7 protein-coding genes are annotated in these 7219 nt (G+C 69.2%); all 7 read left to right on the forward strand.

The features are described 5' to 3' along the window. Positions 1 to 247 (forward strand): laccase domain-containing protein (locus QH283_RS19350; protein WP_280504399.1); only part of this gene is annotated, 247 nt, incomplete at its 5' end. Positions 248 to 379: 132 nt separating this feature from the next. Beyond that, positions 380 to 1165: a YggS family pyridoxal phosphate-dependent enzyme gene (locus QH283_RS19355; RefSeq protein ID WP_432420751.1), complete on the forward strand. Its 786-nt coding sequence runs from the start codon at positions 380 to 382 to the stop codon at positions 1163 to 1165. A 107-nt stretch (positions 1166 to 1272) separates the two neighbouring features. Next, positions 1273 to 2124: a cell division protein SepF gene (locus QH283_RS19360; protein WP_280504400.1), complete on the forward strand. Its 852-nt coding sequence runs from the start codon at positions 1273 to 1275 to the stop codon at positions 2122 to 2124. Positions 2125 to 2246: 122 nt separating this feature from the next. After that, positions 2247 to 2549, forward strand: a complete 303-nt coding sequence (locus QH283_RS19365; protein ID WP_280504401.1) for a YggT family protein — start codon at positions 2247 to 2249, stop codon at positions 2547 to 2549. A gap of 66 nt (positions 2550 to 2615) precedes the next feature. Next, positions 2616 to 3449, forward strand: a complete 834-nt coding sequence (gene wag31, locus QH283_RS19370) for a DivIVA-like cell division protein Wag31 (RefSeq protein ID WP_280504402.1) — start codon at positions 2616 to 2618, stop codon at positions 3447 to 3449. A gap of 68 nt (positions 3450 to 3517) precedes the next feature. Continuing rightward, positions 3518 to 3718 carry a hypothetical protein gene (locus QH283_RS19375; RefSeq protein WP_280504403.1) on the forward strand — a complete coding sequence of 67 codons (201 nt, stop codon included), beginning with the start codon at positions 3518 to 3520 and terminating at the stop codon, positions 3716 to 3718. Positions 3719 to 4085: 367 nt separating this feature from the next. Next, positions 4086 to 7214, forward strand: a complete 3129-nt coding sequence (ileS, locus tag QH283_RS19380; protein WP_280504404.1) for an isoleucine--tRNA ligase — start codon at positions 4086 to 4088, stop codon at positions 7212 to 7214. Positions 7215 to 7219: the final 5 nt, after the last annotated feature.

The following is a 7219-nucleotide window of genomic DNA, read 5'->3' on the forward strand; positions in this document are numbered from 1 at the left end:
CCCCGCGCCCTTGGCGGCCGCCGGGTTGCCCCCCCGCCCCGGCCGCGCCACCCCCCCGGGCCGCGCACCCCCCGTACTCGACCGGCGCGGGGCAAGCCCACGCCAGCTCGTCGCGGCGGGCGTGGGCGGCGTCGCCGAGGACCCGCGCTGCACCATCGAGGACAAGACCTTGTTCAGCCATCGCCGCGGCGCGCCGACCGGGCGGATCGCCGGCGTGATCTGGATCGATCAGGGAGCCGGTGGCTGACCGGCGCGCGGGCGGGGCGGTGGATGTCGCCGCCGGATGTGATCAGCGCGACAGCGCGGCCAGGGGAGGACGCCGGTGGCGGGGGTATCCAGCGCTCGCCGGGGAGACGACACGGAGGACGACGTGAACAGTGTGACGGGAGCTGCCCGGCCGCAGGCCGCCAACAGAACACAGCCGCAGGGTGATGCCCGGACACAGGCCCGCCGCGCGGAGCTGGCCGCGAATCTCGCCGCCCTGGAAGAACGTATCGACGCGGCCTGTCGCGCCTGCGGTCGCGACCGCGCCTCGGTGCGCCTGTTGCCGGTGACCAAGTTCTTTCCCGCCTCCGACGTGGCTCTGCTGGCCGAGCTGGGGGCACGGGAGTTCGGTGAGTCGCGTGAACAGGAGGCCTCCGCCAAGGTGGCCGCCCTGCGCGAGGCCGGTGTCGATGGCCTGCGCTGGCACATGATCGGCCGCTTGCAGCGCAAGAAGGCCAACGCGGTGGCCCGCTGGGCGCACACGGTGCACTCGGTGGACAGCGAACGATTGGCAACGGCCCTTGACCGTGGGGGGGCCGCCGCGCTCGACGCGGGCGAGCGCGCCGAGCCGCTGGACGTGCTCATCCAGGTGAGCCTGGACGACGATCCCGAGCGCGGCGGGGTCCGCGCCGGGGATCTGGAGGCGCTGGCCGAGACCGTCGCCGCTGCCCCGTCGCTGCGGCTCGCGGGCCTGATGGCGATCCCTCCGCTGGGCGTCGAGCCCGATAGCGCGTTCGAGCGTCTTGCGAGCTTGCACACGCGTCTGCGCGAGCGCCACCCCGGCGCGAGCGAACTCTCCGCGGGAATGTCGGGCGATCTGGAGTCGGCGATCGCACACGGTTCGACGTGTGTGCGTGTCGGTACCGCTCTGATGGGCGCTCGACCGATAACCTCTGGCTAGCAAAGAAACCTCATCAGTCACATATGACACATAAGATTGGGACGGACGAGGAGCTGAGCAAGTCTTCAACACCCGGCCGCCACCGGGGCCGAAGGAAGGTCGACCAGATGAGCACGCTGCACAAGTTCAAGGCGTACTTCGGCATGGTTCCGCTCGAGGATTACGAAGACGACTACGTCGACGATCGCGCCTCGCGCGCGAGCGAACGCGGTGGCGCGCGCGGATCCCGTCCGTACTCCGAGCGGCCGGGCTACGGCGACCGCTACGGCGAAGACCGTTACGGGGGCGAGCGTTTCGGCCCCGAGCGGTTCGGCGGCGACCGCTACGGTCCTGAGCGCTTCGGCGGCGAGAGGTTCGGTGACGAGCGCTTCGGCGACGAGGCCGACTACCCCGAGCCCGCCTACAAGTCCTACAAGCCGGCCTACCCCCCGCGCCGCGAGGAGTACCCGGAGGACAACTATGGCGAGGACCCGTACGAGTCGCCGCGCAGGCCCACCCGGATCGACGCCGCGCCCTCCTCGGGCCGGTTCCGCTCCGGCACGGGCGCGTCGTCGCTGCGCGGAGCCACCAGGGGCGCGCTGGCCGTCGATCCCGCGGCCGAGGAACGCCGCCTCGAGGAGCGGCTGCGTCCCGAGCCGGCGCCCGCCCGCCGTCCCGGGATCTTCGAGGACGGAGGTCCCTTGTCCAAGATCACCACGCTCCGCCCCCGCGACTACAGCGAGGCCAGGATCATCGGCGAACGCTTCCGCGAGGGCAACCCGGTGATCATGGACCTGGTCGAGCTGAGCAACGCCGACGCCAAGCGCCTGGTCGACTTCGCCGCCGGGCTGGCGTTCGCGCTGCGTGGCTCATTCGACAAAGTGGCCAGCAAGGTGTTCCTGCTCTCGCCCGCTGACGTCGACGTCTCGGCCGAGGAGCGCCGCAGGATCGCCGAGACCGGCTTCTACAACCAGAAATAGCGACCTGCTCCCACGGCGTCCGCTCCGGCGGGCGGCCGAGGGGCGGGCTCGGCGGGCATCATGTCCGGTTCGCGGCGGTGTGGCCATTTTGCACACCGCCGTTTTTCGTGCAGAGTGACATGGTGGCCTTGTTCGAGGTGCTGTACTTCGTGTTGTTCATCTTCTGGCTGTTGCTCATCAGCCGGGTGATCGTCGAGTTCATCCGCAGCTTCGCCCGGGACTGGCGCCCGACCGGAGTCGTGGTCGTGATCCTCGAGGTGATCTTCACGATCACCGATCCACCGGTGAAACTGTTGAGGCGCTTGATTCCCCCGGTGTCCCTGGGGGGAATCCGCCTGGATCTGTCGATAATGGTCCTGCTCTTCATCGTGTTCATCCTGATGTCCATCGTCGGCAGGCTCGGTCAGCCCGTCGGGCCGATGTGACAGAATGGGTGACGATACCTTGCAAGATCTGCTCGATCTCCAAAAGACGCGTGAAGGGATCCTTCCATGCCGCTGACTCCAGCCGATGTGCACAACGTCGCGTTCAGCAAACCGCCGATCGGGAAGCGCGGCTACAACGAGGACGAGGTCGACGCCTTCCTCGATCTGGTCGAGCAGGAACTGTCGCGGCTGATCGAGGAGAACGCGGATCTGCGTCAGCGGGTAGCCGAGCTCGACGCCGAGCTGGCCGATGCCAAGAAGAACCGCGGTAGCGGCCCGGCGGCCGTGAAGGCCCCCACTCCGCAGCCCGAGCCGATCAAACCTCCCGTCCCGGTCACCCCGGCGGCGCCCGTCGCGGCGCCCGCGGCCAAGGACAACTCCGCGGACGCGAACCTGCAGGCCGCCAAGGTGCTGAGCCTGGCCCAGGAGATGGCCGACCGCCTCACCAGCGACGCCAAGACCGAGTCGGAGAACCTGCTGGCCAACGCCAGGGCGAACTCCGAGCGCCTGGTCACCGACGCCCGCACCCGCTCGGAGGCCATGGTCGCCGAGGCGCGGCAGAAGGCCGAGGCCCTGCTGTCGGACGCGCAGACCCGCTCGGACAGCCAGCTGCGCCAGGCCAAGGAGAAGGCCGACGCCCTGCAGGCCGACGCCGAACGCAAGCACACCGAGATCATGGCGACCATCACCCAGCAGCGCAGCGTGCTGGAGAGCCGGATCGAGCAGCTCAAGACCTTCGAGCGCGAGTACCGCGTGCGCCTGAAGTCCTACCTGGAGTCGCAGCTCGAGGAGCTGGAGAACCGCGGCTCGGCCGTCCCGGTGGACGGCGGCGAGGCCTTCGCCGACAGCGGTTCCACCGGCAGCCTGCCCGCCGCCTCGTTCGCCAAGGGCGGTAAGTAGGCCTCCGGCCGTAGGACCGGGCGACGGTCACGCAGCACATCTGGCCTGGGGAAACCTGAGAGGTCGGCATGCTCGTCCTGACGCTCGTGCTCGCCGCGGTCGGCTTCGCGCTGCTGGTGACCGCGCTGACCACCGGCTCCGTGCTCTGGGCCTGGGGGTGCATCGTGGTCTGCGCCATCGGCGGGGTGCTGTTGCTGGTGAGCGCGCTGTCCACGCGAAGACCCGACGGCGGTGCGCCGCCGCCGGGGAGCAGACACGTGCGGCGCTGACGCCGCGCCCGCCGGGGGATCGGGCCGGCTTCCGGCCACGATCACGTGCGGCCGGGGCGCGACGCGGGGCGGGGGCGAAATATTCGCTCGATGCCGCCCGTTAGAATCGACACACGAACATCGGCGACGATCCGGCCATCACCGGGGAGCCTTCGGAAGAACGGCGATCCGCCCCGCGCGGAGAACTCAGTAGAACCGAACGGGTGAGCCCGTCACAGCTCGTGAACGAGAGGTCCGGCGCGTCCCGTACGCCCGGACAAACGGGGTGGTACCGCGGTTTCGACGCACCTGGCGCCGATGTCGTCCCCGTGCCCACATCGAACGAGCGCGCCGCACGGCGCGGTGGCACGAGGAGACGGGATCCGCGATGGCGGACGACAACAACAGCGCATATCCCCGCGTCGATTTCGGCGCGGGCTCCGGGGCGTCGTTCCCCGAGTTGGAGCGGCGCGTGCTCGACGCCTGGGAGGCCGACGGCACCTTCCGTGCGAGCATCGAGAACCGTTCCGGCGCAGCGGAGTTCGTCTTCTACGACGGCCCGCCCTTCGCCAACGGCCTGCCGCACTACGGCCATCTGCTCACCGGCTACGTCAAGGATCTGATCCCGCGTTTCCAGACGATGCGCGGCAAACGCGTCGATCGCCGCTTCGGCTGGGATTGTCACGGCCTGCCGGCGGAAATCGAAGCCGAGAAACAACTCGGTATCACGGACAAATCACAGATCGACGAGATGGGCTTGGCGGAATTCAACGCCGCCTGTAAGTCGTCGGTGCTGCGATACACCGGGGAATGGCGCGACTATGTGACCCGCCAGGCCCGCTGGGTGGATTTCGACAACGATTACAAGACCCTCGATCTCGACTTCATGGAGTCGGTGATGTGGGCCTTCAAGACGCTGTACGACAAGGGCCTGATCTATCAGGGTTTCCGGGTGCTGCCCTACAGCTGGTACGAGCAGACTCCGCTGTCGAACCAGGAGACCCGCCTGGACGACGCCTACAAGATGCGCCAGGACCCGGCCGTGACCGTGGACATGCGCCTGCGGGTGCCCGAGGACCACGCGCTGCGCGAGCTCGACGGCGCCAACGCGCTGATCTGGACCACCACGCCGTGGACGCTGCCGTCCAACCTGGCGATCGCGGTGCACCCGGACGTGCGCTACGTGCACCTGGAGGCCGCCGACGGCAAGCGCTACGTGCTGGCCGCCGAACGGGTTTCGCACTACGCCCGCGAGTTCGGTGAGGACGCCAGGGTGCTCGGCGAGTTCGACGGCGCGGCGCTGGCCGGGCTGTCCTACCTGCCGCCGTTCGACTTCTTCCTCGGCCACCCGAACGCGCACCGGGTGCTGACCGCCGACTACGTCACCACCGACTCCGGCACCGGTGTGGTGCATCTGGCGCCCGCCTTCGGTGAGGAGGACATGGACGTCTGCGTGGCCAACGGCATCGAACTGGTGCAGCCGCTGGACCCGGGCGGCAAGTTCACCTCCATGGTGCCGCCGTACGAGGGCCTGATGGTCTTCGACGCCAACCCGGTCATCATCAAGGACCTCAAGGCCGCGGGCCTGCTGCTGCGCCACGAGACCATCGAGCACTCCTACCCGCACAGCTGGCGCTCCGGCCAGCCGCTGATCTACATGGCGGTGCCCTCGTGGTTCGTCGCGGTCACCTCCTTCCGCGAGCGGATGGTGGAGCTGAACAAGCAGATCACCTGGGTGCCCGAGCACATCCGCGACGGCCAGTTCGGCAAGTGGCTCGAGGGCGCGCGCGACTGGAACATCAGCCGTAACCGCTACTGGGGCAGCCCGATCCCGGTGTGGGTCTCCGACGACCCGGCCTACCCGCGCGTGGACGTCTACGGTTCGCTCGACGAGCTGGAGCGCGACTTCGGCGTGCGCCCGGCCGATCTGCACCGCCCCGCGATCGACCAGCTGACCCGTCCGAACCCGGACGACCCGACCGGGAAGTCCACCATGCGCCGGGTGCCGGAGGTGCTCGACTGCTGGTTCGAGTCGGGTTCCATGCCGTATGCCCAGGTGCACTACCCGTTCGAGAACAAGGAGTGGTTCGACTCCCACTTCCCGGGCGATTTCATCGTCGAGTACAACGGCCAGACCAGGGGCTGGTTCTACACCCTGCACGTGCTCGCCACCGCGCTCTTCGACAGCCCCGCGTTCAAAACTGTTGCCGCGCACGGCATCGTGCTCGGTGACGACGGTCTGAAGATGAGCAAGTCGAAGGGCAACTACCCCGACGTCAACGAGGTCTTCGACCGCGACGGCTCCGATGCCATGCGCTGGTTCCTGATGAGCTCGCCGATCCTGCGCGGCGGCAATCTCATCGTCACCGAGCGCGGTATCCGCGAGGGCGTGAGCCACGCGCTGCGGCCGCTGTGGAACGCATGGACCTTCCTGCAGCTGTATGCCTCGACGCCGGGGCAGTGGCGCACCGACTCGCAGCACGTGCTCGACCGCTACATCCTGGCGAAGCTGGCGCAAACGCGGGACGCGATGACCGACGCGCTCGAGGTCTACGACATCGCCGGCGCCTGCGAGGAACTGCGCGCCTTCGCCGACGCGCTGACCAATTGGTATGTGCGCCGGTCGCGTTCGCGCTTCTGGGACGAGGACCGCGACGCGGTCGACACCCTGCACACCGTGCTCGAGGTGGTCACCCGGCTGGCGGCGCCGCTGCTGCCGCTGATCAGTGAGGTGATCTGGCGCGGGCTGACCGGTGGCCGCTCGGTGCATCTGGCCGACTGGCCCGCCGAGGGCGAGCTGCCCGCCGATCCCGAGTTGGTGGCGGCCATGGACGAGGCCCGCGTGGTCTGCTCGACGGTGCTGAGCCTGCGCAAGGCGAAGAACCTGCGGGTGCGCCTGCCGCTGGCCGAGGTCACCATCGCCGCGGCCGACGCGGGCCGGCTGGCGCCCTACGCCGACATCATCGCCGACGAGGTCAACGTCATGATGGTCGACCTGACGTCGGATGGGGACGTGCACGGCCGTTTCGAGCTGGTCGTCAACGCCCGTGCGGCGGGCCCGCGTCTTGGCAAGGACGTGCAGAAGGTGATCAAGGCGGTCAAGGCGGGCGAGTGGAGCGAGGACGCCGACGGCGTGGTCAGCGCCGCGGGCATCACCCTGCTGCCGGAGGAGTACACCCAGCGCCTGGTCGCCGCCGAGCCGGAGTCGACTGCCGCGTTGCCGGGCAACGCCGGTCTGGTGGTGCTCGACTCGGAGGTCACCGAGGAGCTGGAGGCCGAGGGCTGGGCCCGCGATCTGATCCGTGAGCTGCAGGAGACCCGCAAGTCGCTCGGTCTCGACGTCTCGGACCGGATCGCGGTGGTGCTTGAGGTGCCCGAGCAGCGGCAGGGCTGGGCGCACACGCACCGCGACCTGATCGCCGGGGAGGTGCTGGCGACTTCGCTGGAGTTCGGCGCTGCCGGTGCGGATGCCGCCGAGCTGGCGGGCGGAGTGCGGGCGGCGGTCACCAAGCAGTGATGGAG

It is taken from the genome of Nocardia farcinica (genome assembly GCF_029867845.1).
GTDB classification, from domain to species: Bacteria; Actinomycetota; Actinomycetes; order Mycobacteriales; family Mycobacteriaceae; genus Nocardia; species Nocardia farcinica_A.

What these genes read in the sequence shown, in the direction of transcription:
- QH283_RS19375 (WP_280504403.1), top strand. Translation starts at nt 3,518, where the DNA reads ATGCTCGTCCTGACGCTCGTGCTCGCCGCGGTCGGCTTCGCGCTGCTG.
- ileS (WP_280504404.1), top strand. Translation starts at nt 4,086, where the DNA reads ATGGCGGACGACAACAACAGCGCATATCCCCGCGTCGATTTCGGCGCG.
- wag31 (WP_280504402.1), top strand. Translation starts at nt 2,616, where the DNA reads ATGCCGCTGACTCCAGCCGATGTGCACAACGTCGCGTTCAGCAAACCG.
- QH283_RS19360 (WP_280504400.1), top strand. Translation starts at nt 1,273, where the DNA reads ATGAGCACGCTGCACAAGTTCAAGGCGTACTTCGGCATGGTTCCGCTC.